22 protein-coding genes, 1 tRNA gene and 2 pseudogenes are annotated in these 25575 nt (G+C 67.3%); 15 read left to right on the top strand and 10 right to left on the bottom strand.

What is annotated here, in order from left to right:
* Positions 1-125 precede the first annotated feature (125 nt).
* The 10 genes from RS901_RS02430 to hutG all read left to right on the top strand — a co-directional run bounded on the left by RS901_RS02430 (position 126) and on the right by hutG (position 11034).
* Positions 126-1094 carry an ABC transporter substrate-binding protein gene (locus RS901_RS02430; RefSeq protein ID WP_316151303.1) on the top strand — a complete coding sequence of 323 codons (969 nt, stop codon included), beginning with the start codon at positions 126-128 and terminating at the stop codon, positions 1092-1094.
* A gap of 27 nt (positions 1095-1121) precedes the next feature.
* Entirely contained in the window at positions 1122-1991 is an 870-nt protein-coding gene (locus RS901_RS02425; RefSeq protein WP_316151302.1) for an ABC transporter permease, read from the top strand.
* Positions 1988-2767, top strand: coding sequence for an ABC transporter ATP-binding protein (locus RS901_RS02420; RefSeq protein WP_114132825.1), 780 nt, complete (start codon positions 1988-1990; stop codon positions 2765-2767). The genes RS901_RS02425 and RS901_RS02420 overlap by 4 nt, the downstream gene beginning before the upstream one ends.
* A 16-nt stretch (positions 2768-2783) precedes the next feature.
* The gene (hutC, locus tag RS901_RS02415; RefSeq protein WP_316151298.1) at positions 2784-3545 is read left to right on the top strand and encodes a histidine utilization repressor; all 762 of its coding nucleotides are present in this window, start codon (positions 2784-2786) and stop codon (positions 3543-3545) included.
* A gap of 62 nt (positions 3546-3607) precedes the next feature.
* The gene (gene hutH, locus RS901_RS02410) at positions 3608-5185 is read left to right on the top strand and encodes a histidine ammonia-lyase (RefSeq protein ID WP_316151296.1); all 1578 of its coding nucleotides are present in this window, start codon (positions 3608-3610) and stop codon (positions 5183-5185) included.
* A gap of 50 nt (positions 5186-5235) precedes the next feature.
* A complete protein-coding gene (hutU, locus tag RS901_RS02405) occupies positions 5236-6936 on the top strand; it encodes a urocanate hydratase (protein WP_316151295.1) in 1701 nt (566 codons plus the stop codon).
* On the top strand, positions 6933-7535 hold the full coding sequence (locus RS901_RS02400) for a HutD family protein (protein WP_316151294.1): 603 nt from the start codon (positions 6933-6935) through the stop codon (positions 7533-7535). Before hutU ends, RS901_RS02400 begins: the two co-directional genes overlap by 4 nt.
* Positions 7532-8785, top strand: coding sequence for an imidazolonepropionase (hutI, locus tag RS901_RS02395; RefSeq protein ID WP_316151293.1), 1254 nt, complete (start codon positions 7532-7534; stop codon positions 8783-8785). Before RS901_RS02400 ends, hutI begins: the two co-directional genes overlap by 4 nt.
* The gene (locus RS901_RS02390) at positions 8782-10188 is read left to right on the top strand and encodes a formimidoylglutamate deiminase (protein ID WP_316151292.1); all 1407 of its coding nucleotides are present in this window, start codon (positions 8782-8784) and stop codon (positions 10186-10188) included. The genes hutI and RS901_RS02390 overlap by 4 nt, the downstream gene beginning before the upstream one ends.
* Positions 10189-10221: 33 nt before the next feature.
* Complete coding sequence (gene hutG / locus RS901_RS02385) at positions 10222-11034, top strand: N-formylglutamate deformylase (RefSeq protein ID WP_316151291.1); 813 nt, start codon at positions 10222-10224, stop codon at positions 11032-11034.
* A 42-nt stretch (positions 11035-11076) separates the two neighbouring features.
* Here the strand turns inward: hutG and RS901_RS02380 are convergent.
* From RS901_RS02380 to RS901_RS02365, 5 genes and pseudogenes are all read right to left on the bottom strand, one after another.
* A pseudogene (locus tag RS901_RS02380) lies at positions 11077-11418 on the bottom strand (SMP-30/gluconolactonase/LRE family protein); the annotation flags it as partial.
* Positions 11419-11427: 9 nt separating this feature from the next.
* Positions 11428-11517: pseudogene (locus tag RS901_RS38805) on the bottom strand (hypothetical protein); the annotation flags it as partial.
* A gap of 121 nt (positions 11518-11638) precedes the next feature.
* The gene (locus RS901_RS02375) at positions 11639-13264 is read right to left on the bottom strand and encodes a bifunctional aspartate transaminase/aspartate 4-decarboxylase (protein ID WP_316151290.1); all 1626 of its coding nucleotides are present in this window, start codon (positions 13262-13264) and stop codon (positions 11639-11641) included.
* A gap of 94 nt (positions 13265-13358) precedes the next feature.
* Positions 13359-15044: an aspartate-alanine antiporter gene (gene aspT, locus RS901_RS02370; protein ID WP_316151289.1), complete on the bottom strand. Its 1686-nt coding sequence runs from the start codon at positions 15042-15044 to the stop codon at positions 13359-13361.
* Positions 15045-15532: 488 nt separating this feature from the next.
* Positions 15533-16276, bottom strand: coding sequence for a M48 family metallopeptidase (locus tag RS901_RS02365; RefSeq protein WP_316151288.1), 744 nt, complete (start codon positions 16274-16276; stop codon positions 15533-15535).
* A 203-nt stretch (positions 16277-16479) separates the two neighbouring features.
* Between RS901_RS02365 and RS901_RS02360 the strand changes: the two genes are divergently transcribed.
* The gene (locus tag RS901_RS02360; RefSeq protein ID WP_316151287.1) at positions 16480-16725 is read left to right on the top strand and encodes an AbrB/MazE/SpoVT family DNA-binding domain-containing protein; all 246 of its coding nucleotides are present in this window, start codon (positions 16480-16482) and stop codon (positions 16723-16725) included.
* Positions 16722-17117 carry a type II toxin-antitoxin system VapC family toxin gene (locus RS901_RS02355; protein ID WP_316151286.1) on the top strand — a complete coding sequence of 132 codons (396 nt, stop codon included), beginning with the start codon at positions 16722-16724 and terminating at the stop codon, positions 17115-17117. Before RS901_RS02360 ends, RS901_RS02355 begins: the two co-directional genes overlap by 4 nt.
* A gap of 270 nt (positions 17118-17387) precedes the next feature.
* Here the strand turns inward: RS901_RS02355 and RS901_RS02350 are convergent.
* A tRNA-Leu gene (locus tag RS901_RS02350) sits at positions 17388-17472 on the bottom strand.
* A 150-nt stretch (positions 17473-17622) separates the two neighbouring features.
* Here RS901_RS02350 and RS901_RS02345 point away from each other — a divergent pair.
* Positions 17623-18543, top strand: coding sequence for an alpha/beta hydrolase (locus RS901_RS02345; RefSeq protein WP_316151285.1), 921 nt, complete (start codon positions 17623-17625; stop codon positions 18541-18543).
* 23 nt (positions 18544-18566) lie between these two features.
* Here RS901_RS02345 and RS901_RS02340 read toward each other — a convergent pair whose 3' ends face one another.
* From RS901_RS02340 to RS901_RS02325, 4 genes are all read right to left on the bottom strand, one after another.
* Entirely contained in the window at positions 18567-19493 is a 927-nt protein-coding gene (locus RS901_RS02340; RefSeq protein ID WP_316151283.1) for an NAD(P)-dependent oxidoreductase, read from the bottom strand.
* Complete coding sequence (locus RS901_RS02335) at positions 19477-20643, bottom strand: ABC transporter substrate-binding protein (protein WP_316151281.1); 1167 nt, start codon at positions 20641-20643, stop codon at positions 19477-19479. Before RS901_RS02335 ends, RS901_RS02340 begins: the two co-directional genes overlap by 17 nt.
* An 85-nt stretch (positions 20644-20728) precedes the next feature.
* A complete protein-coding gene (locus tag RS901_RS02330) occupies positions 20729-21892 on the bottom strand; it encodes a class I SAM-dependent methyltransferase (RefSeq protein ID WP_316151280.1) in 1164 nt (387 codons plus the stop codon).
* A gap of 87 nt (positions 21893-21979) precedes the next feature.
* Positions 21980-22921 carry a CysB family HTH-type transcriptional regulator gene (locus RS901_RS02325; protein WP_316151278.1) on the bottom strand — a complete coding sequence of 314 codons (942 nt, stop codon included), beginning with the start codon at positions 22919-22921 and terminating at the stop codon, positions 21980-21982.
* A 165-nt stretch (positions 22922-23086) separates the two neighbouring features.
* On the opposite strand from RS901_RS02325, the gene RS901_RS02320 reads away from it, so the two are divergent.
* The gene (locus tag RS901_RS02320) at positions 23087-23860 is read left to right on the top strand and encodes a sulfite exporter TauE/SafE family protein (protein ID WP_010814947.1); all 774 of its coding nucleotides are present in this window, start codon (positions 23087-23089) and stop codon (positions 23858-23860) included.
* A gap of 28 nt (positions 23861-23888) precedes the next feature.
* A complete protein-coding gene (locus RS901_RS02315; protein ID WP_316151276.1) occupies positions 23889-25571 on the top strand; it encodes a nitrite/sulfite reductase in 1683 nt (560 codons plus the stop codon).
* Positions 25572-25575: the final 4 nt, after the last annotated feature.

The raw sequence follows: 25575 nt of genomic DNA, 5'->3' as shown, positions 1-25575 counted from the left end.
ATCCGCCTGGTTGCTTGGTGGAAGCCCTACGTTGACTTGTATATACAGGTAAGGTTTAATGCCTGAAAACGAGCGCGGCCGCACGCATGGCCTGCCGTCGACGGACACACCAAAGGAGCGTACAGATGAGGAATCACAGCAGGATTCGCGGTCGGATGGCAGTGCAGGCCGCGGTGCTGGTTGCGGCATTGGGGGCTGGTGCGGCCCAGGCGCAGAACACCCAGGTCACGCTGGGCATGAGCGGCTGGACCGGTTTCGCGCCGCTGACGCTGGCCGACAAGGCCGGCATCTTCAAGAAGCACGGCGTGGACGTCGACATCAAGATGATCCCGCAGAAGGACCGCCATCTGGCGCTGGCCTCGGGTGCGATCCAGTGCGCGGCCACCACGGTGGAAACGCACGTGGCCTGGAACGCCAACGGCGTGCCTATCACCCAGATCGTGCAGCTCGACAAGTCCTACGGCGCCGACGGCCTGGCCGTGCGCAGCGACGTCAAGGGCTTTGCCGACCTGAAGGGCAAGACCATTGGCGTCGACGCGCCGGGCACCGCGCCGTATTTCGGCCTGGCCTGGATGCTGAAGAAGAACGGCATGACGCTCAAGGACGTCAAGACCACCACGCTGTCGCCGCAGGCGGCCGCGCAGGCCTTCGTGGCCGGCCAGAATGACGGCGCCATGACCTACGAGCCGTACCTGTCGACGGTGCGCCAGAACCCGGACAAGGGCAAGATCCTGGCGACCACGCTCGACTACCCGATGGTGACCGATACGCTGGGCTGCGCGCCGAAGTGGCTTAAAGAGAATCCCAAGGCCGCGCAGGCGCTGGTCGACAGCTACTTCGAGGCCCTGGAGATGATCCAGAAGGAGCCGGCCAAGGCCAACGACATCATGGGCGCTGCGGTCAAGCAGACCGGCGAGCAGTTCGCCAAGTCCTCCGCCTACCTGCGCTGGCAGGACCGCGAGGCCAACCGCAAGTTCTTTGCCGGCGAGCTCGCCAGCTTCAGCAAGGAAGCGGCGGCGGTGCTGCTGGACATCGGCGTGATCCGCCAGGTGCCGGACGTGACGGCGCTGTATGACGCGCGTTTCCTCAAGTAACCGACAGTCTTCAGGAGGCGTGACGTCATGACGCAAGCCAGACTTGGAACACCCGCCCCGGCCGCTGCCGCGGCGGCCCCTGCCGCAGCGGCGGCGCCGGTGCGCCGGCGCCACCCGTGGCTGGCCCCGCTGGTGCCGGTGGCGCCCAACACGCGCTGGATGCTGGGCCTGTCCTTCTTCGTGCTGTTCTTCGGCATCTGGGCGGTGGTGACGCTGGGTGGCTTCGTGCCGCGCACGTTCCTGGCCGATCCGATGACGATGGCCAAGGAAGGCGTGCTGCTGTTCACGGAGTACAACTTCATCGGCGACATCGGCATGACCGTGTGGCGCGTGGTCGGCGGCTTCGTCCTGGCTGCGGTGCTCGCCGTGCCGCTGGGCATTTTCATGGGCGCCTACAAGGCGGCCGAGGCGTTCTTCGAGCCCTTTGTGTCGTTCTGCCGCTACCTGCCCGCGTCGGCCTTCATCCCGCTGCTGATCCTGTGGGCCGGCATCGGCGAGACGCAGAAGCTGCTGGTGATCTTCATCGGCTCGTTCTTCCAGATCGTGCTGATGGTGGCGGTGGCCGTCGGCGGCGCGCGCAAGGACCTGGTTGAGGCGGCCTACACGCTGGGCTCCAACAGTGCCGGCATCGTGCGGCGCGTGCTGATCCCCGGCGCCGCGCCGGAGATCGCGGAGATCCTGCGGCTGGTGCTGGGCTGGGCCTGGACCTACGTGATCGTGGCCGAGCTGATCGGCTCGTCGTCGGGCATCGGGCACATGATCACCGACAGCCAGGCGCTGCTCAATACCGGGCAGATCATCTTCGGCATCATCGTGATCGGCTGCATCGGCCTGGTCTCGGACCTTGTCTTCAAGCGCGCCAACCAGCGCCTGTTCCCGTGGAGTTCGATCCAATGAGCGCACTGTCCATCCAGCAGGTCTCGCGCACCTTCTCCAACCCGCGCGGCGGCCAGACCCTGGCGCTGCAGCCGGTCGACTTCGAGGTCCGCGACAATGACTTCGTCACCATCCTCGGGCCTTCGGGCTGCGGCAAGTCCACGCTGCTGCGCATCGTCGCGGGGCTGGATACGCCCACCAGCGGCCGCGTGCTGCTGGACGGCCAGCCGGTGTCCGCCCCCGGCGCGGACCGCGGCATGGTGTTCCAGTCGTACACGCTGTTCCCGTGGCTGACGATCGAGCAGAACGTGCGCTTCGGCTTGCGCGAGCGCGGCATGAGCGCCGCCGAGCAAAAGGAGCGCAGCGACTTCTTTATCCAGCGGGTGGGGCTGCGCGGCTTCGAGCACCATTATCCCAAGCAGCTGTCGGGCGGCATGCAGCAGCGCACCGCGATTGCACGCGCGCTGGCCAACGATCCCAAGATCCTGCTGCTCGACGAGCCCTTCGGCGCGCTCGACAACCAGACCCGGGTGCTGATGCAGGAGTTGCTGCTGGGTATATGGGAGGCGTCGCGCAAGACGGTATTATTCGTGACCCACGATATCGACGAGGCCATTTTCATGGCCAACCGGGTGGCGGTGTTTTCTGCCAGGCCGGGTCGGATCAAGAGCGAGATCGCGGTGGATTTCCCGCATCCGCGCCATTACACCGTCAAGACCACTCCGGAGTTCTCCGCGCTCAAGGCGCGGCTGACCGAGGAGATTCGCGCCGAGGCCATGGCCTCGGCCGAGCACTAGGCATCCAACCAACGCCATGAACCACGCCGCCGGCACCGCATCCTCCGCTTCTGCCTCTCCCACCGCGCTCTACCAGCAGGTGAAGGAGTACATCGCCCGCCAGATCCAGAGCGGCGCGTGGCAGCCGGGCGACCGGGTGCCGTCGGAGCAGGAACTGGTGAACCGCTTCGGCGTCTCGCGCATGACCGTCAACCGGGCGCTGCGCGAGCTGCAGGAGCAGGGCCGGGTGGTGCGGGTGGCCGGCGTGGGCACCTTCGTGGCGGAGCACAAGCCGCAGTCGACGCTGCTGTCCGTGGTCAACCTGCAGGACGAGATCCGCATGCGCGGGCATGACTATGCCTGCGACGTGATCCTGGTGGAGCGCGTGTCGGCCTCGATCGAGGTGGCCGCCGCACTGGAGCTGCGCACCGGCGAGTCGGTGTACCACTCAGTCTGCGTGCATCGCGAGGACGGCGTGCCGGTGCAGCTGGAGGACCGCTACGTCAACCCGCGCGTGGCGCCGGACTTCATCAGCCAGGATTTCAGCGAGACCCAGCCCGGCGAATACCTGCTGCGCCATGTGCCCTACGATCAGGTAGAGCATGTGGTCGATGCCATTGCCGCCACGCCGGAGCAGGCCGCGCAGCTGGAAATGCCGGCCACGCAACCTTGCCTGATGCTGACGCGCCGCACCTGGACCAACGGCGTGCCGGTGACCTTCGTGCGCTGCCTGCATCCGGGCAACCGCTATCGCCTCGGCAGCCGCTTCCGCGCCGACGGCAACCCCGCTTTCGGCTGAATCCACAGGATCCGGCCCACGGTTCAACTTTTACTCTAAGCTGTATAGACAGGAACATACAAATGAGCGCCAGCCAACACGACGACCAAGCTTCCCGCCCGCTGCTGACCCTGCAGCCGGGCCAAGTCACCCTGGCCGACCTGCGCCGCATCTACCGCGGCGAAGTGCGCCTGGCCATGGCCGAATCGGCCTGGGCCGGCGTGCGCGCCGCGCAGGCCACGGTGCAGGACATCATCGACGCCGACGCCGTGGTCTACGGCATCAACACCGGCTTCGGCAAGCTGGCGCAAAGCCGCATCCCGCACGACAAGCTGGCCCAGCTGCAGCGCAACCTGGTGCTGTCGCACAGCGTCGGCACCGGCCCCGACCTGGCCGAAGACACGGTGCGCCTGATCCTGGCGATCAAGGCCGTGAGCCTGGCGCGCGGCCATTCGGGCGTGCGCCCGGAACTGATCGAGGCGCTGCTGGCGCTGGCCAACCACGGCGTGACGCCGTGCATCCCGGCCAAGGGGTCGGTGGGCGCCTCGGGCGACCTGGCGCCGCTGGCGCATATGTCGTGCACGCTGATCGGCGTGGGCGACGTGCTGGTCGACGGCAAGCGCATGCCCGCCGCCGAAGGCCTGGCGCACGCCGGCCTGCAGGCCTTCGAGCTGGGCCCCAAGGAAGGCCTGGCGCTGCTCAACGGCACGCAGGTGTCGACCGCGCTGGCGCTGGCCGGCCTGTTCGCCGCCGAAGACGCCTTTGCCGCCGGGCTGGTGGCGGGCGCGCTGTCGCTGGAAGCGATCAAGGGCTCGGTCAAGCCGTTCGACGCCCGCATCCATGAGGCGCGCGGCCAGGCCGGCCAGATCGCCGTGGCCGGCGCTGTGCGCGCGATGCTGGACGGCAGCGAGATCGTCGACTCACACAAGGCCTGCGGCCGCGTGCAGGATCCGTACTCGATCCGCTGCCAGCCGCAGGTGATGGGTGCGTGCCTGGACAACCTGCAGCACGCCGCGCGCATCCTGCAGATCGAGTCCAATGCCGCCTCGGACAACCCGCTGGTGTTCTCCGCGCAGGGCGACGTGGTCTCGGGCGGCAACTTCCACGCCGAGCCGGTGGCCTTTGCCGCCGACATCATCGCGCTGGCGATTGCCGAGATCGGCGCGATTTCCGAACGCCGCCTGGCGCTGCTGCTCGATACCGGGCTGTCGGGCCTGCCGCCGTTCCTGGTGCGCGACGGCGGCCTGAACTCGGGCTTCATGATCGCACAGGTGACCGCGGCCGCGCTGGCCTCAGAGAACAAGGCGCTGGCGCATCCGTCCAGCGTCGACAGCCTGCCGACCTCGGCCAACCAGGAAGACCATGTGTCGATGGCCACCTACGGCGCGCGCCGCCTGGGCGAGATGGCCGCCAACACCGCGGTGGTGGTCGGCATCGAGGCCATGGCCGCGGCGCAGGGCATCGAGTTCCACCGCCCGCTGAAGTCGTCGCCGCTGGTGGAGCAGGAACTGGCCCGCATCCGTGCGCGCGTGGCCTTTGTCGAAGAGGATCGCTACCTGGCGCCGGATATCGAAGCGATGAAGCAATGGGTGGTGCAGGGCGATGCCGGCGCGGGCTGGCCCGACGCCGTGCGCACGATCCTGCCGACCAACCTGTCGTAACGCGCCCCGCCCGACACTGCCAGACCAGACCCGCAGCAGGAGAACAAGACATGAACGCCAACGAAAACCAATTCATCCAGCGCGGCCAGCGCGAAATCCGCGCGCCGCGCGGCAGCCAGCTGCACTGCAAGAACTGGCTGATCGAAGCCGCCTACCGCATGATCCAGAACAACCTCGACCCGGACGTGGCCGAGCGCCCGCAGGACCTGGTGGTCTACGGCGGCATTGGCAAGGCGGCGCGCAACTGGGAGTGCTTCGACGCCATCCTCGACAGCCTGCGCCGCCTAGGTGAGGACGAGTCGCTGCTGGTGCAGTCGGGCAAGCCGGTGGGCGTGTTCCGCACCCATGCCGATGCGCCGCGCGTGCTGATCGCCAACTCCAACCTGGTGCCGCACTGGGCCAACTGGGACAAGTTCAACGAGCTGGACCGCGCCGGCCTGATGATGTACGGCCAGATGACGGCGGGCTCGTGGATCTACATCGGCACGCAGGGCATTGTGCAGGGCACCTACGAGACCTTTGTCGAGGCCGGCCGCCAGCACTACAACGGCGACCTGTCGGGCAAGTGGATCCTGACCGCGGGCCTGGGCGGCATGGGCGGCGCGCAGCCGCTGGCGGGCGTGCTGGCCGGCGCCTGCGTGCTGGCGATCGAGTGCCAGGAGTCGCGCATCGATTTCCGCCTGCGCACGCGCTATGTCGACAAGAAGGCCACCACACTCGACGAGGCGCTGGCGATGATCGCCGAGGCCACGCAGAACAAGCAGGCGATCTCGGTCGGCCTGCTCGGCAACGCCGCCGAGATCCTGCCGGAACTGGTCAAGCGCGCGCAGGCCGGCGGCATGCGCCCGGACATCGTCACCGACCAGACCTCGGCGCACGACCTGGTTAACGGCTACCTGCCGGCCGGTTGGACCGTCGATCAATGGGAAGCGGCGCGCACGCAGGATCCCAAGTCGGTGGAAGCCGCCGCGCGCCCGTCCATCGTGAAGCACGTGCAGGCCATGCTCGACTTCCAGAAGATGGGCGTGCCGACGGTCGACTATGGCAACAATATCCGCCAGGTCGCGTTCGACGAGGGCGTGAAGAACGCCTTTGATTTCCCGGGCTTCGTGCCGGCCTATATCCGGCCGCTGTTCTGCCGCGGCAAGGGCCCGTTCCGCTGGGTCGCGCTGTCGGGCGATCCGGAAGATATCTACAAGACCGATGCCAAGATGAAGGAGCTGTTCCCCGAGGACAAGCACCTGCACCGCTGGCTCGACATGGCGCACGACCGCATCGCCTTCCAGGGCCTGCCCGCGCGCATCTGCTGGGTGGGGCTGGATGAACGCCACCGCGCCGGCCTGGCCTTCAACGAGATGGTCAGGTCGGGCGAGCTGAAGGCGCCGGTGGTGATCGGCCGCGATCACCTGGACTGCGGCTCGGTGGCCTCGCCCAACCGCGAGACCGAGGCCATGCGCGACGGCTCGGATGCGGTGTCGGACTGGCCGCTGCTCAACGCGCTGCTGAATACCGCGGGCGGCGCGACCTGGGTCAGCTTGCACCACGGCGGCGGCGTCGGTATGGGCTTCTCGCAGCATTCGGGCGTGGTGATCGTGTGCGACGGCACTGATGCCGCGGCCAGGCGCATCGAGCGCGTGCTGTGGAACGACCCGGCCACCGGCGTGATGCGCCATGCGGACGCGGGCTATGACATCGCCATCGAATGCGCGCACGAGAAGGGCCTGAACCTGCCGATGGTGAAGGGCGCATGAGCCTGACGCTATTTCAACGGTTCGCGCTGGCCGAGATCGCTCCCACGCGCTGGAAGAACGGCGGCGGCAACACGCGCGAGATCGCGGTGTGGCCGGCCGGCGCCGGCATGGATGACTTCGTGTGGCGGCTGAGCGTGGCCGATATCGGGCAGGACGGGCCGTTTTCGGCGTTTCCCGGCATCGATCGCCAGATCGTGCTGCTGGAGGGCGCTGGCGTCACGCTGCGTGCGGACGACGCCAGCTTCAGCCACCGCCTTGAACATATCGGCGAGCCCTTCGCCTTCTCCGGCGATACCAGCCTGCAGGCGACGCTGATCGACGGCGTCACGCGCGACTTCAACGTGATGACGCGGCGCGGCCACTGCCGTGCGCGCGTCGAGGTGTTCCGGCAGGGGTTTGCGCCTGGCACCGGCGGCCATGCCGTCTGCCTGCTGGCCGTCAGCGGCGCATGGCAGGCGCAGGATGCCAGCCTGCTGCTGCAAGCGGGAGAAGGAGCGCTGTACGGCGCTGCCGAACCCGCATCCACGCCATCGTTTGAACCTGTGGGTGACGCGGCCCTGTGCCTGTGCGTCACCCTTGAGACGGAGCCCGGTCAATGACGCTGCCCTCTGTATCGTCCGCGCCCAGCGCGGACGGCGTCTGGCACAACTGCCACCTGCTGCCCGATGCCGATCCGGCGCATGCGATCCGCGACGCCGCGCTGGTGGTGGACCGTGGGCGCATCGCCTGGCTGGGCGCCGCCGCGGACCTGCCCGATGCCTATCACGGCGTGGCGCGCCATGATGCCAATGGGGCATGGATCACGCCCGGGCTGGTCGACTGCCATACGCACCTGGTCTACGGCGGCCAGCGCGCCGACGAGTTCGCGATGCGGCTGGCCGGCGCCGGCTACGAAGAGATTGCGCGCGCCGGCGGCGGCATCGTCTCCACCGTGCGCGCCACGCGTGCCGCGGATGAGGACACGCTCTTTGCCCAGGCCGCCGCGCGCCTGCAGCCGCTGCTGGCCGAGGGCGTCACCGCCATCGAGATCAAGTCGGGCTACGGGCTGAACCTTGAAGCCGAGCGCAAGCAGCTGCGCGTGGCGCGCCGGCTTGGCGAGCACTTCGGGATTTCGGTCTACACGACCTTCCTGGGCGCGCACGCATTGCCGCCGGAATACGCGGGCCGTGCCGACGACTATATCGACCTGGTCTGCAACACCATGCTGCCCGCACTGGCCGGGGAAGGACTGGTCGACGCCGTCGATGCCTTCTGCGAATCGATCGGTTTTTCGATTGCACAGACCGGGCGCGTGTTCGAGGCGGCGGCGCGCCATGGCCTGCGCGTCAAGCTGCATGCCGAGCAACTGAGCAACCTCGGCGGCGCCGCGCTCGCCGCTCGCCACCGCGCCTTGTCCGCCGATCACCTCGAGCATCTCGACGAGGCCGGCGTCGCGGCGATGGCAGAGGCCGGCACGGTGGCGGTGCTGCTGCCCGGCGCCTACTATTTCCTGCGCGACACCAACCTGCCGCCGATCACGCTGCTGCGCCAGTACGGCGTGCCGATGGCGATCTCGACCGATCACAATCCGGGTACGTCGCCGGTCACTTCGCTGCTGCTGATGATCAATATGGCCTGCACCCTGTTCCGCCTGACCGTGCCGGAAGCGCTTGCCGGCGTGACCGTGCACGCCGCGCGTGCGCTGGGCGCATCGGATCGCCACGGGCGGCTGGAAGCGGGGCGCGTGGCCGACTTCGCGCTGTGGCGCATCGATTCGCCCGCCGAGCTGGCGTACTGGTTCGGCCGCAACCCGGTCGCGACGGTGGTGCGGCAAGGACGTGTGCATGCGCACGAAGGAGCCTCGGCATGAGCGGCACGCAACTCTTCGCTCCCTTTGCGCTGCTGCCGACCGGCTGGGCGCGCGATGTGCTGCTGGCCTGGGATGAGCAGGGCCGCTTCACCGCCGTGCAGACCGGCGTACAGCCAGCCGCAGGCGTGCCGCATGCGGCCGGCCCGGTGCTGCCCGGCATGCCCAACTTGCACTCGCATGCGTTCCAGCGCGGCTTTGCCGGCCTGACGGAATTCCGCAGCCGCCGGCAGGGCGACGATCCGGCTGGTGCCGATTCATTCTGGAGCTGGCGCACGCTGATGTACCGCTTCGCGCAGCGGCTCTCGCCCGACACGCTGGAGGCTATCGCCACCCAGCTCTATATCGAGATGCTGCGCGCAGGCTACACCAGCGTGTGCGAGTTCCACTACGTCCATCACGATGCCGGCGGCAAGCCCTATGCCGATGCCGCCGAGATGTCGCTGCGGCTGCTGCGCGCGGCCCAGCGCACCGGCATCGGCATGACGCTGCTGCCGGTGCTGTACCAGACCGCCGGCTTTGGCGGCAAGCCGCCGCTGGCCGAGCAGCGCCGCTTCCTGCACGACACCGACGCGATGCTGCGGCTGCTGGAACGGCTGGCCCCCGCGTGCGCGCAGTCCGGCGCGCGGCTGGGGCTGGCACCGCACTCGCTGCGCGCGGTGCCGGAGGAAAGCCTCGCGCACGCACTGGCAGGACTGCAGGCAATCGATCCGCAGGCGCCCATCCATATCCACATCGCCGAGCAGCAGAAAGAGGTCGACGACTGCATCGCGTGGTCGGGCACGCGCCCGGTGACCTGGCTGTTCGACCATGTACAGGTCGACGCGCGCTGGTGCCTGGTGCACGCCACCCATATGGACTGGGACGAACGCCGGCGCCTGGCGCACAGCGGCGCGGTGGCAGGCATCTGCCCGACCACCGAGGCCAACCTGGGCGACGGCGTGTTCGAGGCCGCGCCCTACCTGGCGCAGCAGGGCGCATGGGGCATCGGCTCCGACAGCCATGCCAGCGTCAGCGTGGCCGAGGAGCTGCGCTTGTTCGAATACGGCCAGCGGCTCGGCCTGCAGCGGCGCAATGTGCTGGCTTCCGACACGCATGCACAGGTGGCTGACCGGCTGTATCTCGAAGCCGTGGCTGGTGGCACGCGTGCCAGCGGCCGCGCCGTGGCGGGGCTTGTGCCCGGGCAGCAGGCCGATTTCGTGGTGCTGGATGGTGCCCATCCGACGCTGGCGGGCCTCGACGGGCCGCAGGCGCTGGCCACGCATGTGTTTGCCTGCCACGGTCATGAGACACTAGCGGATGTCCGCACCGCCGGACGCAGCCGCGTGCAGCATGGCGCGCATCCGCTGCGGGCGGATGCGGGGCGCCTGTTCATCGCGGCGCGCGCCAGCCTGCTGGCCGACTGAAACCGGGCGCACGCCCACTGCATCGCAAAAACAATGTCCTTCTCCACCGATACCCCCGCCTTCACCCTGCATCGCGGCACGCGCCCGCTGCTGGTATCGATGCCGCACGTCGGCACGCACCTGCCGGCTTCGGTCTCGCAGCGCCTGACGGCCGAAGCGCGCACCGTGCCCGATACCGACTGGCACCTGGAGCGCCTCTACAGCTTCGCCCGCGAGCTGGGCGCGTCGGTGCTGGTGGCCACGCATTCGCGCTACGTGGTCGACCTGAACCGCCCACCCGATAACGCCAACCTGTATCCCGGCCAGGACACCACGGGCCTGTGCCCGGTCGACACCTTCGACAAGACGCCGCTGTACGCCGACGGCAACGGCCCCGACGACGCGGAAATCGCCGCGCGCCGCGATGCGATCTGGCGCCCGTACCACGAGGCGCTGGCCGCGGAACTGGCCCGCCTGAAGGCGGAGCACGGCACCGTCGCGCTGTGGGATGCGCATTCGATCCGCTCGGTGCTGCCGCGCTTCTTCGAAGGCAGGCTGCCTGACTTCAACCTCGGCACGGCCAACGGCGAGAGCTGCGACGCGTCGCTTGCCGATCAGTTGCTCGAGCAGGCCGGCGCGGTGGCCGGCCATACCGCGGTGCTCAACGGGCGCTTCAAGGGCGGCTATATCACGCGTCAATACGGCAAGCCGCAGGACGGCGTGCATGCGGTGCAGCTCGAGCTGTCGCAGGTCGCCTACATGAGCGAGACGTATCCGTTCGCCTACGACGAGGCGTGTGCGGCGGCATTGCAGCCGGCTTTGCGTGGAATGCTGGCGACGGTGCTGGAGTTCGTCGAAACGCGCTAGGGCGCCGGCGCGGCACGACGGCTGCCGCGCGGCGCGACAAGCTCACCTCAGGCGCTGACCAAACCGCAGGCGGTAGAGCGAAGTGCTGGCGGCGATGAACAACGCATTGCCCTCGGCGCCGCCGAAGGCGAGGTTGCCGACCTTCTCCGGCACGGGAATATGCGCCAGCCGGGTCCCGTCCGGATGGAAGACCTGCACGCCGCTGGCGCTGCTGGTAAAAAGCCAGCCGCGCCGATCCACGCGGAATCCGTCCGGCAGTCCGGGCTCGATGACGGCGAAGACCCGCGGGTTGGCCAGCACCCGCCCCGCAACGACGTCAAAGGCGACGATATGATGATGACCATCGTCGCGCAATGCCGCCGAGGTATCGGAGACATAGAGCACGTCAGCCGTCGTCGTCAGCACCGTCCAGCTATTCAGTCCATCGCCGACGCTCAGGCCCAGCATCCGTGTCACGATCCAGAAGCCCGCATCGTTGACCATGCTTCCAATCAAATGATCGAATCGCTGATTCACCTCAGGTTATCGATTGGGGATTCTGGAAGAACACTGAACGAAAAAAAACCCGGCCTGAAGCCGGGCTGCGAGCCACGCCAGCGAAGGCTTATTTCTTCACCACATTCTTGTCGGCCTTGCTCCCCGTCGCCGCGTTGTACTTCTCCACATACGATTCGAACAACTTGCGGATCGAGCGCCCGATCTTGGCGTAGTCGGCTTCATTCAGGTTGGCCAGCGACACCCGCCCTGACGGGTGGCGCGTGCCGAAGCCGCGGCCCGGCAGCAGCACCACGCCCGCCTCATCGGCCAGCTGGAACAGCAGCTCGTTCGGCTCGACCGAGTTCATCACCCATTTGACGAAGTCCGGACCGATCGCCTTGCCGCCCAGCTGCTCGATATCGAGCAGCGTGTAGTAGTCCACGGCATTCGGGTCGTCGCTTTCCGGCGCGATGCCGATCTCGCGGTACAGCGCGGCCTTGCGGCTGCGGATCAGCCGCTTCATCGCGTTCTTGTAGTTGTCCGGCGTATCCATCAGCGAGAACAGCGAGAACAGCACCATCTGCACCTGCTGCGGGGTCGACAGGCCGGCCGTGTGGTTCAGCGCCACTGTGCGGCTGTCGGCCACCAGGCGGTCGATGAACTTGAGCTTCTGCGGCTCGGTGGTGATCGAGCTGTAGCGCTGGTTCAGTTGCTGGCGTTGCGCCTCGGGCAGCTTGCCGATCTGCAGGTCGAAGATATTGTCGTGGTGCGTGGCGATCACGCCCAGGCGCCAGCCGGTCGCGCCGAAGTACTTGGAGAACGAGTACACCAGGATGGTGTTCTTCGGGCACATCGCGAACAGCGAGACGAAGTTGTCGGCAAAGGTGCCGTAGACATCGTCAGTCAGGATGATCAGGTCCTGGCGCTCCTTGACGATCGACGCCAGGTATTCCAGGCTCTCGTCGCTCATGCGCACTGACGGCGGGTTGCTTGGATTGACCAGGAAGAAGGCCTTGACCTTGGGGTCGCGCAGCTTGTCGAGTTCCTTTTTCGAATACTGCCAGCGCGAGTCGGGATCGGCGTCGATCGACAGCTCCTCCAGCTGGTAGTCGTTCAGCTCGGGGATCTCGATATACGGCGTGAAGATCGGCATACCCAGCGCGATGGTGTCGCCGGGCTTGAGCAGGCGGTTCTCGCGGATGGAGTTGAACAGGTAGGTCATGGCCGCGGTGCCGCCTTCGACCGCGAACAGGTCGAACTCGCCGATGAACGGGTGGTTGCCGATCATCTCCTTGCGGATGTACTGGCCGACGATCTTCTCCGACAGCTTTAGCATGCGGTCCGGCACCGGGTAGTTGCAGGCGAGGATGCCTTCGCACATTTCATAGAGGAAATCGCTCGCGCTCAGCCCCAGCTGGTCGCGCACGTATGACACCGCGCCGGCCAGGAACTTCACGCCCGGGGTCTCGGCGAACTCGCGCGCAAACAGGTTGAAGCGCTCCTCGATGCCTTCGCGGCGCGGAAAGCCGCCCACGCCCTCGGGCATGTACGAGAACGAGCGCTCGGATTCGCGCATGGCGAACAGGCCCAGCTGCCAGAAGCCGTGGCGCGGCACGGTGGCGAGGAAGTTGGGGTTGCCGCGGCCGGCGTTCAGCATCAGGCGTTCCGCGTCGCTGCTGGCCAGCTTGATCAGTTCATCCTTCAGTTCGAAGGGGGAGAGGCTGGACAGCTTGGAGATATCGAACTTGCTCATGGCTTGCTCCTGTGTAGACGCTTGTCGGTAGGGCTGGCGGGCCGGGGGAGAGGGAAGACCCGCGCAGCAGGAGAGATATCGAAGGAAACGCGCGCTAGACGAGCCCGACCACCAGTGGCCCCAGCAGCGTCAGCAGCACGTTGGCCAGGGCGTAGGTGATGGCGAACGGCACTGTCGGCACCGGGCTTTCGGCCTTGTCCAGGATGCCGCCGAAGGCCGGGTTGGCACTGCGCGAGCCTGACAGCGCGCCAGCCAGCACGGCGGCGTTGTCGTACTTCAGCACGTAGCGGCCGAACAGCATCGTCAGGAACAGCGGCAGCAGCGTCACCACCGCGCCCAGCAGGAAGATGGTCAGGCCGCTCTGGCGCAGCGTGGTCACCGCCTGCAGGCCGGAGTTGATGCCGACGATGGCGACGAACGCGGCCAGGCCGAAGTCCTTCAGCAACTGGCAGGCCGCGGTCGGCATCGCGCCGAACATCTTGTGCTTGGACCGCGCCCAGCCGAACACCAGGCCCGACAGCAGCGCGCCGCCGCCGGCGCCGAGCGTCAGCGGGATCGAGCCCACGCGCCACACCAGCAGGCCGATCAGCAGGCCCACCAGCACCCCGGCGCCGAAGTAGACGAAGTCCGTCTTCTCGCTGGGCACCAGCTCATAGCCGGCGGTCTGCGCGGCACGCTTGGTGTCGGCTGGGGTGCCGTACAGCGTGATGATGTCGCCGTGCTGCAGCTTGAGGTCCGGCAGCAGCGGCAGGGGATGGTCGTAGCGCTCGATGCGCTCGATATACACGCCATGGCGCATGTCGCGCCCGACCGTGTCGACGATTTCGGCCACGGTCTTGTTGTTCATGCCCTTGGCGGTGAACACCACGTTGCGCGACTGCATCACCGCGCCCATGCCGTCGGCATCGGCCACTTCCACGCCGATCTGCGCGGCCGTCGGCACGATCGCATCGCGGCGACCGACCAGCAGTACCAGGTCGTCGTGCTGCAACACCAGGTCCTGCGTGACTTCGATCTGCTTGCCGCCGCGCTGCACCTTCTCCACGGTCACCAGGTCCTCGCCGCCGATCTCCAGCTGCGAGACGGTCTTGCCGGAGGCATCGTTCACGCGGTACAGCCGGCCCACCAGGCGCGGCAGCGCGCCGCGCTGGCCCGGGCCATATTGCGGCAGGCCGCCGCTGAGCTGGGCTTCTATCTTCTTGGCGTCGGTCTTCAGGTCCGACTTCATGAAGCGCGGCAGGATGTTCACGCACACGATGATCGCGCCCAGCGAGCCGAACACATAGGTCACGGCATAGCCGATTGCCACATTGGCCTGCATCGTCTTGACCTGGTCGGGCGGCAAGCCCAGCTTGGTGATGGCGTCACCTGCGGTGCCGATGATTGCCGACTGGGTCATGCCGCCGGCGGCCAGGCCAGCCGCCAGGCCCTTGTCGAGGTGGAACAGCTTGGCCAGCACCACCACCGTGACCAGGCCGCACACCGCCATGAACACCGCCATGGCGATCTCGCGCAGCGAGCTGCGGTTCAGCGAGTTGAAGAACTGCGGGCCGCTTTCATAGCCCACGGCGTAAATGAAGACCGCGAACATCACGGCCTTGACGCCGTTGTCGATCTCGACGCCGACCTGGCTGATCACCACCGCGGCGAGCAGCGAGCCAGCCACGCCCCCTAGCTGGAAGCGCCCGAAGGTGATCTTGCCGATGGCGTAGCCGACCGACAGCGCAAGGAAAAGCGCCGATTCGGGCGACTTCTGGAAAATCTCATGCAACCATTCCATCGAAGGCTCCTGAAGCGAGTGATGCGGGTTGGGTGAGTTGGTGCATCGGATTGCGGGGGTGGTGGGAATTCGGGGCAGGACGGGGCAGCGCGGGACTATGGGGGCGGAGCGAGCGGAGGCGAGGCATGTCCTTGGCGCGGCGGCGTGTCCTTGGGGCATGAAGGTGATCACGGCGATCACGGCAATCACGGTGGCGGCGCGCACACCGCAGCTGGCGGGTGCCGCGTTGGCGCCGCGGGTCGCGTATGCAGGGGCGCGATCGCATCAACCGTGCAAAAGCAGCGTGAGGCATTATCCCCGCCGGTTTCCGGCCAGCGTAGTGAAAGCTTTTGTCGGCGAATTAAGCGCAGTCAACACACCGCGCGCATGGCGGCGCGAGTGTGAAACCGGTGTCGGCAGCGGTGCGCGAGGGAAGTGAAGCGGGGTAGTCGGGAGGGAGGTGCCGCCTCACCCGAACGGGTGCGGCGGCAAGGGCAAAGGCGTCGCTGTCAGCGCCCGCCGGCCAGGCGGGCTTCGATATGCTTGGCGCGCTCTAGCGATCCCGGGTGCGAGCTGAGCATGCTCGACTGTCCGCCATCGAGGGTCGACATCTTGCGGAACGCCGATGCCAGGGCCTGGCGGTTGGCGCCGTTCCTGGTCAGCAGGTCGAACGAATAGTCGTCGGCCGCGCTTTCCTGCCGTTGCGAGAACTGCGCATTGACGAACTGCTCGGCGAGCGCGCCGATCTGCGACGACGACAGCGCCGTCAGCGAAGCCACGCCAGTCGACCCCAGCAGCCCGCGCGCCGCCGCCGTGGTGTAGGCCACCTGCATCGCGGCCTTGGTATGGCCCAGCGCCACATGGCCGATCTCATGGCCCACCACGCCACGCACTTCATCGTCGCTGAGCAGGTCCATCAGGCCGCTGTAGACCCGCACGCAACCGTTGGCCATGGCCCAGGCATTGACGTCCTTGGTCACATACACCTTGGCATTGAGTGGCAGCCCGGTGTTGCCCAGCCCGCTCATCACGTTGGCCAGGCGCTTGGCGTAGGTGCTGTCCGCTGGCGCGATGGTGTTCTTCTGGTCCATTTCCGCGCAGGACTGGTCGGACAGCGTCTTGACGTTGCTGTCCGACAGCGTGGCGGCGGTAAAGAGGCTGCCGCCGGCCTGCGTCAGGCTTTCCATATTGGTGCCGGCACAGCCGGCCAGCAGCGCGGAACAGGCGAGGGCGGAAAGGGCGAGTCGCTTCATGGGTCGCTCCGGGAACGGGGGGTTGGCAATGCCATAGGATAGGAAGCCGGGCGAGGGCGCGCCAGTGGGCGCCGTCCGACAGGTGTTGCATGAAAGTGGCGTGCGCGACATTCAGGGAAGGACAGGCTTGCCGGTACAGGGCAGGATGCTTGCGCCGGACGCTTGCCTTACCTTAAAGTAAGGAAGGCAAAAAAGGAGCTCAAATGGCTTCGGCAACGGTTACATCAAAGGGGCAAGTCACCATTCCCGTGGACGTCAGGAATCGGTTGGGCCTGTCAACGGGGGATCGGATCGAATTCATCCTCAACGAGGAAACCGGGCACTATGAGGTAGTTCCGGCCATTCACTCCGTGACGGCCCTCAAGGGCATTATTCGCAAGCCAGCGAAGCCGGTGTCCATCGAGGACATGAACGCGGCGATCGCGGACCAGGGGGCTTCGGCCCGATGATCGGTCTCGACACCAATGTACTGGTCCGGTATTTCGCGCAGGATGATCCGGTGCAGGCCAGCAAGGCGACAGCGCTGATCGAATCGCTGACAGCTGAAACCCCGGGTTATGTCACTCAGGTTGTGCTGGTCGAAGTGGTGTGGGTGCTTGGCCGGGCCTATGGTACGGATCGCGACCAGATTGCACAGGTCATCGAAACGCTGCTTCGCACGAAGGAATTGGTCATCGAGGCCGCGGCAACGGTCTGGAGGGCGTTGCGGCTGTATGCGGCTTCGTCGGCCGATTTCGCCGACTGCCTGATCGAGCGGGCTTGCCATGAGGCGCAGTGCGAATACACGGCGACGTTTGACACCAAGGCGGTCAAGATCACCGGCATGCGACTGATCAGGTAATGGGGGAGAAGCGCCGGGTTGACGGCGTCCTGTAGGGAATTGGTGCCGGGGTCGGAACAGGTTGCGACGGCCGGGGGCATCTGCTGTGCCCCCGGCGGCGTGGGGGCATATGACTTGTGCCCCCAGCGGTTGGCCTTGTGCCCCCAGAAATGCCCCCATGTGCCCCCGGATGGAGCGGGTCCATGTCGGACTATGCTGGAAACAAAAACCCCGCAGACCTTGATTCTACGGGGTTTGCTGGGCTATGCGGGACTATGCTGGAACGCTTGATGGTGCCCGGGGTCGGACTCGAACCGACACGCCTTGCGGCGGGGGATTTTGAGTCCCCTGCGTCTACCTGTTTCACCACCCGGGCAGGGTGTATGGCGCCGGAACCGGCGCCGTGCTGAGCCGGGAATTATGCCGGAAATCCCGTCGTCGGACAACCGGCGCCCGGCACATCAACGGCCGCGCAAATCCGGTAGCATGGCGCCCAGCCTCTTGCACTCCCACCGCCCCGACCGCCATGACCGACCAAGCTTCGCTGGCGCGCCTCGCCAGCCTGCCCTCTCAGGACCCCGGCTTTTATGACCGGGAATACAACAACCGCGCCAATGTGCCGGACAACGCAGTGCATATGGCGCGCTGGGCGCAGTGGTCCGCCGGGGTGCGCGCACGCAGCCCCTATCTGGCGGACCTGAGTTATGCCGGCGAGGACTCGCTCCATGCGCAGGGCGAGACGCTGGACTACTTCCCCGCGCAGCGGGCCAACGGGGCGCTGCCGCCGCTGCTGGTCTTCGTGCACGGCGGCTATTACCGGGCGCTGGACAAGCACGACCACAGCTTTGCCGCCAGCGCGCTGCCGGCGCAGGGGGTGGCGGTGGCGGTGGTGAACTACACGCTGGTGCCTGCGGTGACGGTGCCGGAGATCGTGCGGCAGGTGTTGCGCAGCGTCGCCTGGCTGTACCGGCAGGCGGACCGGCTGGGCCATGATCCGGACAAGCTCTTCCTGGCGGGGCACTCCGTCGGCGGCCACCTGGTGGCGATGCTGATGGCCGCACGCTGGCCGCAACTGGGTGCGGACCTGCCGGTCGACCTGGTCAAGGGCGGGCTGTCGGTCAGCGGGCTGTACGACATGGAGCCGCTGCGGCGTGCGGCCTTCCTGCAGCGCGACCTGCAGTTCTCGGAAGACGATGTCGCGCGGCTGTCGCCCGCGTATATGCCTCCGGCCAGCGGTGCCCCGCTGGCCATCGCGGTGGGGGAACTCGAGGCTGCCGAATACCATCGCCAGCACGCGCTGATCCGCGCGGCGTGGCCGGCCAAGGTGGCGCATCCGGCCGCGAGCGACCTGGTGCTGCCGGACTGCCATCACTTCAATGTGCTGGACAGCTTTGCCAGCCCGGACGGTGCCCTGACGCGCGCGGTGCTGCGGCTGATGGAGCGCTGAGCGCGCACCGCGCGCGAGGGGCGTCAGCCCTCCAGCACGCGCAGCAGTGACGAGGTGTCGTCCTTGCCCCAGCCGTTGGCCATCAGCGTGCGCAGTTGCGCCGAGGTGGCCTGCATCGCGGGCAGGTCCAGGCCGATTTCTTCGGCGATATCGCGCGCCAGCCCGAAGTCCTTGTCGTGCAGCCGCGCCTCGATGCCGGCGGCGAAGTTGCGCGCCACCATCTTGGGGCCCATCAGGTCGAGCATGCGGCTGCCGGCCATGCCGGTCGCCATGGCCTCGAACACGCGGCCGGTGTCGACATTCTGCGCGGCGGCAAAGCGCATGGCCTCGGCAATGCCTTCGATATTGACCACCTGCGCGATCTGGTTGCACAGCTTGGCAACCTGCCCCGCGCCGTGGTCGCCGATATGGGTGATGGTCTTGCCCAGCCGTTGCAGCAGCGGGCGCACGCGCTCCAGCATCTCGGGCTTGCCGCCGACCATGATGGTCAGCGTTCCCGCCTCGGCGCCCATGGTGCCGCCCGAGACCGGGCAGTCCAGCGCTTCGATGCCGCACGCGGCCAGCGCTGCGGCGATCTCGCGCGTGACGATCGGCGAGATGGTGCTGTGGTCCACGCAGATGGTGCCCGGCGCCGCGCCGTGGACCACGCCCTGCTCGCCCAGCAGCACTTCGCGCACGTCTTCGGACGAGGTCACGTTGGTGAAGACGACGCTGGCGCCGCGCGCCGCTTCGGCCGGGGTGAAGAAGGGTTCCGCCCCCAGCGCGCGCGCGGCCTCGGCCGCTTCCGGGCGGCGCACGAAGGCGCGCACGGTGTGGCCGGCGGCCAGCAGGTGGCGGGCCATGTGCGAGCCCATGGCGCCCAGGCCGATGAAAGCGACGGTGGTGGGGGTGAGAGTGGTGCTCATGCCATGCTTCCTTTCTTGATACGGCGGGCTACTTATCGCCCGCATAGGCGAACTTGCCGTTGCGGATCACCCCCATCACGCGCGAACGCTGGTCGAAGCCCTGGTGGTCCTTCGGGTTCAGGTTCATCACGCCGTTGGGGATGGTGAGATTGGTGGTGGCTTCCAGCGCGTCGCGCATGGCGGCGCGGAATTCGCGCGTGCCGGGCTGGGCGCCGGTCTTCAGCGCGCGGCGGGCGGCGTCGTCCAGCAGCATCCACGCGCCCCAGGCGTCGCCGGCAAACTGCGTGACGCTGTCGGCGCCGTATTTGCTTTCGTAGCGGTTGACGAAGTCCAGCGCCACCTTGCGCACCGGGTGGCTCTCGGGCAGCTGGCGCGCGACCACCACCGGCCCGGTCGGGAACAGCGTGCCTTCCACATCCTTGCCGCCCATGCGCAGGAAGTCCCAGGTGGCGATGCCGTGGGTCTGGTAGACCTTGCCCTTGTAGCCGCGCTCGCCCAGCGTTTTCTGCGGCAGTACGGACGGCGTGCCGGCGCCGGCAATCAGGATCGCGTCCGGGTTGGCCGCCAGCAGCTTGAGCACTTGCCCGGTCACCGAGGTGTCGTTGCGCGAGAAGCGCTCGTTGGCGACCACCTTGATCTTGCGCACCTCGGCCAGCTTCGAGAATTCGCGCCACCAGCTTTCGCCGTAGGCGTCGGCAAAGCCGATAAAGCCGACGGTCCTGACGCCGTGGTTGCTCATGTACTCGGTCAGCACGGTCGCCATGTGCGAGTCGTTCTGCGGCATCTTGAAGGCCCAGCGGCGCTTGGCGTCGGTCTGCGGCTCGACAATGGAGGCCGAGGCGGCCAGTGCCACCATCGGGGTCTCGCCCTCGGCCACGGCGTCGAGCGCGGCGATGGCGGTGGGGGTGATGTTGGGGCCGACGATCACGTCGACCTTTTCCTCGGAGATCAGCTTGCGCACGTTGCGCACCGCCGCGGCCGGATCGGTGCCGTCGTCCAGGATGACGTAGTGCGCCTTCTGGCCGCCCAGCGTCTGCGGCCACATCAGCACGGTGTTCTTGGAGGGGATGCCGATCGAGGCCGCCGGCCCGGTGGTGGACACATCGATGCCGACGCGGATGTCGGCGTGCGCGGCGGCGCTGGTAAAGAGCAGGGCGCCGGCCAGCAGCAGGGGGCGCAGGGGCAGTGTCAGCATCGTCTCCTCCGTTCTTATATGTGACGGGAAGGATAGCCGAACTCGGCCGGCGGGGCACGCCTGCGCCCCGCCGCGGCCGTGCTGGTCAGCGCGCGCCCAGGCGCCAGAGCGTGGTCACTTCGGCGGAACGCGCCGCATGCAGCGGGTCGGCGGCATCGGTCGCGCGCGGGTGGCGCGGGCGGATATCGGAGCGGCCCAGCACCTTCAGCCCGGCGGCGTCGATCCAGCCTATCAGTTCCTCGCGCGGGCGCAGGCCGAGATGCTCGGCCAGGTCCGACAGCAGCAGCCAGCCTTCGCCGCCCGGCGCCAGGTGTTCGGCCAGCCCCTGCAGGAAGCCGCGCAGCATGGCGCTGTCCGGGTCGTAGACCGCGCGCTCGACCGGCGAGCTGGGCCGGGCCGGCACCCAGGGCGGGTTGCACACCACCAGCGGCGCCCGGCCTTCGGGGAACAGGTCGGCCTGGACGATCTCGACCTCCGCGGCGTAGCCAAGCTGCGCGATGTTCGCGCGCGCGCAGGCCAGCGCGCGCGGGTCCTGGTCGGTGGCGACCACGCGCTGCACGCCGCGGCGGGCCAGCACCGCGGCCAGCACGCCGGTGCCGGTGCCGATATCGAAGGCGAGGGTCTCGGCCGGCAGCGGCTCGGCCGCGACCAGGTCGACATACTCGCCGCGCACCGGCGAGAACACGCCGTACCAGGGGTGGATACGGTCTTCCAGCGCCGGGATCTCCACGCCCTTCTTGCGCCATTCATAGGCGCCGATCATGCCCAGCAGCTCGCGCATCGACGCCACGTAGGGCTCGCTGGCCGGGCCGTAGACCTGTTCGCAGGCGTCGCGCACATCCGGCGCGCGGCGCAGCGGCACCTCGTGGCCGGCCTCGAACGGCAGCAGCAGCATGCCCAGCGTGCGGGCACGCTGCGATTGGGCCAGCCGGTGCAGGTTGAAGGCCTCGGTTGGCGACGCGGCCCCGCCCTTGGCCTTGTCCCTGGCCTTCTGGCCGGGGCGGCTGGCCTTCTTGGGCTTGCGCTCGGTGCGGCGGGCCAGCGCGTGCAGCAGCTGGCGCGCGTTCTGGAAGTCGCCGCGCCACAGCAGCGCGGTGCCCTCGCAGGCCAGGCGGTAGGCGGTGTCGGCGCTGGTGGTGTCGTCGGCGATGACCACGCGGCGCGGCGGCGGCAGGCCGGCTTCAGAGCGCCAGTCGGCGCTGCGCTCGACGCCGTCCTCAGTCCAGTGAATGCGGGGCAGGTCGCTCACAGGGCCTCCGGCCGGCAGGGCGTGATGGGCAGCAGATGCATGGTTGGGTTGGCTTCTTATATAGAGAGAGGCGGCGGCGGGCCGTCCTCAGAGTTCGTAGGCTTCGTGTTCGCCGGACATGGCCTGCTCAACCAGCTTGCGGTTGAGCGTCGGCGAGAACAGCTCGATGAAGGTGTAGACAAAGCTGCGCAGGTAGGCACCCTGCTTGACGGCCAGGTGCGTCACGTTGCTGCCGAACAGGTGGCCGGCCGGGATGCCGCGCAGGTTGCGGTCGCGCTCGGCATCATAGGCGACGCCGGCGACGATGCCCACGCCCAGCCCGATCTCCACATAGGTCTTGATCACGTCCGCGTCGATGGCTTCCAGCACGATGTCCGGCTCCAGGTGGCGCAGCGCGAAGGCCTTGTCGATCTTGGTCCGGCCGGCAAAGTTGGCATCGTAGGTGATCAGCGGGTAACCCATCAGGTCTTCCAGCGCCAGGTGCTTCTTGTCCAGCAGCGGATGCTCGGGTGGCGTAATCACCATATGGGTCCACTGGTAGCCCGGCAGCGACACCAGGTTCTTGTCGCTGGAGATGCCCTCCGTGGCGATGCCGATATCGGCCTGGTCGTGCAGCAGCATGTCGGCGATCTGCGCCGGGTTGCCCTGCTGGATCGAGAGCCGCACCTTGGGGTAGCGCTTGGTGAACTCGCTGATCACCCGTGGCAGGGCGTAGCGCGCCTGGGTGTGGGTGGTGGCGATGGTGAAGTTGCCCTGGTCCTGTGCCGCATAGTCCATGCCGACGCGCTTCAGGCTTTCCACCTCCTGCAGGATCTTCTCGACCGAGCTCAGGATGCGGCGGCCCGGCTCGGTCAGGCTGCGGATGCGCTTGCCGTGGCGGGTAAAGATATCCACGCCCAGCTCTTCTTCCAGCTCGATGATGGCCTTGGACACGCCGGGTTGTGACGTGTAGAGCGCTTTTGCGGCCTCAGTCAGGTTGTAGTTCTGCCGGACGGCCTCACGCACGAAGCGAAACTGGTGCAGGTTCATATATCTGGGTTCGTATAAACAAACAACTTCTTATTAGTTTGAGGTATGAGGCCAGTTTATTACGATTCTCGAACTTTGTTAATTAATGGCCAGCCCTCAGTGCGTCCTCTCGCAGCAGACACTTTGTGATGCGAGACCCACGGGCCAGGCCCCACCGAGTCCCCCATGTCTGTTGCCTATACCGTTTCCGGTCTGTTTGTAGGCGTCCTCGTCGGTCTGACCGGGGTGGGTGGGGGCTCGTTGATGACGCCGCTGCTGACGTTGCTGTTCGGTTTTTCGCCGGCCACCGCGGTCGGGACCGACCTGGCCTTCGCGGCCATCACCAAGGGTTTCGGCACCATCGCGCACCGTGCCCACGGCCATGTGCAGTGGCAGGTGGTGCGGCGCCTGTGCATTGGCAGCCTGCCGGCGGCAGTGGCCGCCATCCTGGTGCTGAAGAGCGCCGGCGAGCTCAACGCTCAGTGGCTGCACGCGATCCGCCTGACCATCGGCGTGTCGGTGCTGCTGACCGTATTGTCGCTGCTGTTCCGCAAGCAGATGCTGGCCTGGCTGGAACGCAATCCGCGCTTCCAGCTGCACGGCCGCGCCCAGGTCATTGCCACCATCGTGGTCGGCGCCGTGATCGGCGTGCTGGTGACGGTGTCGTCGATCGGCGCCGGCGCGGTCGGCGCCACGCTGATCCTGCTGCTGTATCCCCATATGAAGCCGGCTGAAGTGGCCGGCACCGACATTGCCTACGCCGTCCCGCTGACGGCACTTGCCGGGCTGGGCCATGTGTGGCTCGGCACGGTCGACTGGAATTTGCTGCTGGCGCTGCTGGTGGGTTCGATCCCCGGCATCTGGCTGGGCGCGCAACTGTCGCGGGCGCTGCCCGAACGGCTGGTGCGTGCCGCACTGGCGACCACGCTGACGCTGGTCGCCATCAAGCTCGTTTCCTGAATTCAACGAATACTGAACGGACCCCGCCATGTATCAGTACGACCAATATGACCAGCGTATCGTCGCCGAGCGCGTCGCCCAGTTCCGTGACCAGGTGCGCCGCCGCCTGTCCGACGAGCTGACCGAGGAAGAATTCCTGCCGCTGCGTCTGCAGAACGGCCTGTACATGCAGCGCCATGCCTACATGCTGCGAGTGGCGATTCCGTACGGCCTGCTGTCGTCGACGCAGATGCGCAAGCTGGGCCATATCGCGCGCGAGTACGACCGCGGCTATGGCCACTTCTCGACCCGCCAGAACATCCAGTACAACTGGATGGAACTGGAGCGCGTGCCCGACGTGCTGGCCGAGCTGGCCAGCGTCGAGATGCACGCCATCCAGACCTCGGGCAACTGCGTGCGCAACATCACTACCGACCACTTCGCCGGCGTGGCGCCGGACGAGTCGGTGGACCCGCGCGTGCTGGCCGAGCTGCTGCGCCAGTGGAGCACGTTCCAGCCGGAATTCGCCTTCCTGCCGCGCAAGTTCAAGATCGCCATCTCGGCTTCGGCCGACGACCGCGCCGTGGTGCAGATGCACGATATCGGCATCTACGCCTACAAGAACGCCGAAGGCGAGACGCGCCTGCGCATCCTGGCCGGCGGCGGCCTGGGCCGCACGCCGATCCTGGGCACGATCATCAAGGACGACCTGCCGTGGCAGCACATGCTGTCCTATGTCGAGTCGGCCATCCGCGTGTACAACCGCTATGGCCGCCGCGACAACAAGTACAAGGCGCGCATCAAGATCCTGGTGAAGGCCATCGGCGCGGAGAAGTTCGCGCAGGAAGTCGAGGAAGAGTGGCAGCACAGCAAGGACGGCCCGGCCACGCTGACGCAGGCCGAGTTCGACCGCGTGGCGCAGTACTTCACGCCGCCCGCCTATGAAAAGCTGGCCGACACCGATGCGTCGTACGAGAACCACCTGCTGGAAGACAAGGCCTTTGCGCGCTGGGTCAGCCGCAACGTGCACGGCCACAAGGTGCCGGGCTACGCCGCGGTGACGCTGTCGACGAAGCCGGGCGTGGCCTCGCCCCCGGGGGACGCCACCGACGTGCAGATCGAAGCCGTGGCCGACCTGGCCGACCAGTTCGGCTTCGGCGAGCTGCGCGTCGCGCACGAGCAGAATCTGATCCTGCCGGACGTGAAGAAGCAGGACCTGTACGCGCTGTGGCAACTGGCGAAGAAGGCCGGCCTGGCCACCCCGAACATCGGCCTGCTGACCGACATCATCGCCTGCCCGGGCGGCGACTTCTGCTCGCTGGCCAACGCCAAGTCGATTCCCATCGCGCAGGCGATCCAGGAGCGTTTCGACGACCTGGACTACGTCTATGACCTGGGCGAGATCTCGCTGAACATCTCGGGTTGCATCAACGCCTGCGGCCACCACCACGTCGGCAATATCGGCGTGCTGGGCGTCGACAAGGATGGTTCGGAGTGGTACCAGGTCACGCTGGGCGGCGCCCAGGGCAACCAGACCGCACTGGGCAAGGTGATCGGCCCGTCGTTCAGCGCCGAGGAAATGCCCGAGGTGGTGAGCCGCATCATCGACACCTTTGTGGCCAACCGCATCGAAGACGAACGCTTTATCGAAACCCTGTCCCGCATCGGCATCGCCCCGTTCAAGGAGCGCGTTTATGCCGACAAGCAGCCGCGCGAGCGCGCTGAAGCCTGAGGAC

It is taken from the genome of Cupriavidus sp. BIC8F, from assembly GCF_032465815.1.
GTDB lineage: Bacteria > Pseudomonadota > Gammaproteobacteria > Burkholderiales > Burkholderiaceae > Cupriavidus > Cupriavidus necator.
The sequence above is the reverse complement of the archived record's forward strand: the minus strand, read 5'-3'. Positions and strand labels throughout refer to the sequence as shown.

Bases quoted from the DNA above. Each gene is read 5' to 3' on its own strand.
- RS901_RS02430 (WP_316151303.1), top strand. From the start codon at position 126: ATGAGGAATCACAGCAGGATTCGCGGTCGGATGGCAGTGCAGGCCGCG.
- RS901_RS02425 (WP_316151302.1), top strand. From the start codon at position 1,122: ATGACGCAAGCCAGACTTGGAACACCCGCCCCGGCCGCTGCCGCGGCG.
- RS901_RS02420 (WP_114132825.1), top strand. From the start codon at position 1,988: ATGAGCGCACTGTCCATCCAGCAGGTCTCGCGCACCTTCTCCAACCCG.
- hutC (WP_316151298.1), top strand. From the start codon at position 2,784: ATGAACCACGCCGCCGGCACCGCATCCTCCGCTTCTGCCTCTCCCACC.
- hutH (WP_316151296.1), top strand. From the start codon at position 3,608: ATGAGCGCCAGCCAACACGACGACCAAGCTTCCCGCCCGCTGCTGACC.
- hutU (WP_316151295.1), top strand. From the start codon at position 5,236: ATGAACGCCAACGAAAACCAATTCATCCAGCGCGGCCAGCGCGAAATC.
- RS901_RS02400 (WP_316151294.1), top strand. From the start codon at position 6,933: ATGAGCCTGACGCTATTTCAACGGTTCGCGCTGGCCGAGATCGCTCCC.
- hutI (WP_316151293.1), top strand. From the start codon at position 7,532: ATGACGCTGCCCTCTGTATCGTCCGCGCCCAGCGCGGACGGCGTCTGG.
- RS901_RS02390 (WP_316151292.1), top strand. From the start codon at position 8,782: ATGAGCGGCACGCAACTCTTCGCTCCCTTTGCGCTGCTGCCGACCGGC.
- hutG (WP_316151291.1), top strand. From the start codon at position 10,222: ATGTCCTTCTCCACCGATACCCCCGCCTTCACCCTGCATCGCGGCACG.
- RS901_RS02375 (WP_316151290.1), bottom strand. From the start codon at position 13,264: ATGAGCAAGTTCGATATCTCCAAGCTGTCCAGCCTCTCCCCCTTCGAA.
- aspT (WP_316151289.1), bottom strand. From the start codon at position 15,044: ATGGAATGGTTGCATGAGATTTTCCAGAAGTCGCCCGAATCGGCGCTT.
- RS901_RS02365 (WP_316151288.1), bottom strand. From the start codon at position 16,276: ATGAAGCGACTCGCCCTTTCCGCCCTCGCCTGTTCCGCGCTGCTGGCC.
- RS901_RS02360 (WP_316151287.1), top strand. From the start codon at position 16,480: ATGGCTTCGGCAACGGTTACATCAAAGGGGCAAGTCACCATTCCCGTG.
- RS901_RS02355 (WP_316151286.1), top strand. From the start codon at position 16,722: ATGATCGGTCTCGACACCAATGTACTGGTCCGGTATTTCGCGCAGGAT.
- RS901_RS02345 (WP_316151285.1), top strand. From the start codon at position 17,623: ATGACCGACCAAGCTTCGCTGGCGCGCCTCGCCAGCCTGCCCTCTCAG.
- RS901_RS02340 (WP_316151283.1), bottom strand. From the start codon at position 19,493: ATGCGGGCGATAAGTAGCCCGCCGTATCAAGAAAGGAAGCATGGCATG.
- RS901_RS02335 (WP_316151281.1), bottom strand. From the start codon at position 20,643: ATGCTGACACTGCCCCTGCGCCCCCTGCTGCTGGCCGGCGCCCTGCTC.
- RS901_RS02325 (WP_316151278.1), bottom strand. From the start codon at position 22,921: ATGAACCTGCACCAGTTTCGCTTCGTGCGTGAGGCCGTCCGGCAGAAC.
- RS901_RS02320 (WP_010814947.1), top strand. From the start codon at position 23,087: ATGTCTGTTGCCTATACCGTTTCCGGTCTGTTTGTAGGCGTCCTCGTC.
- RS901_RS02315 (WP_316151276.1), top strand. From the start codon at position 23,889: ATGTATCAGTACGACCAATATGACCAGCGTATCGTCGCCGAGCGCGTC.